At 41.8% G+C, this 239-nt stretch carries 1 protein-coding gene; it reads right to left on the bottom strand.

Features of this window, described 5'->3' with window-relative positions:
• Nucleotides 1–186 (bottom strand): cytochrome c (locus AAEZ00_RS22075; RefSeq protein WP_351090175.1); only part of this gene is annotated, 186 nt, incomplete at its 3' end.
• Nucleotides 187–239: the final 53 nt, after the last annotated feature.

Below are 239 nucleotides of genomic sequence, written 5' to 3'. Positions count from 1 at the left end.
AAATACAGCAGCATCAAAAGGTTTTTTACCTTTTAGCATAGCGCCCATATCACCAAAGTTATAAGCAATTAAGCCGAAAGCAGCTTGGCGGTATTCAATGGCATCTGCAGGTTCTTCAAAATTATTCGCAAACACAGCAGGGATCATCATTGCGGTTGCCGCAACCGTTAGTAATATCTTTTTCATCGTCATCCTTCACTTTTTTGTGGGTGGTACCGGTTCCATAAGCACTGATATCC

The organism is Shewanella sp. S1-49-MNA-CIBAN-0167 (assembly GCF_040310145.1).
Lineage (GTDB): Bacteria > Pseudomonadota > Gammaproteobacteria > Enterobacterales > Shewanellaceae > Shewanella > Shewanella psychromarinicola.
This window is presented reverse-complemented; position numbering and strand designations above follow the sequence as displayed.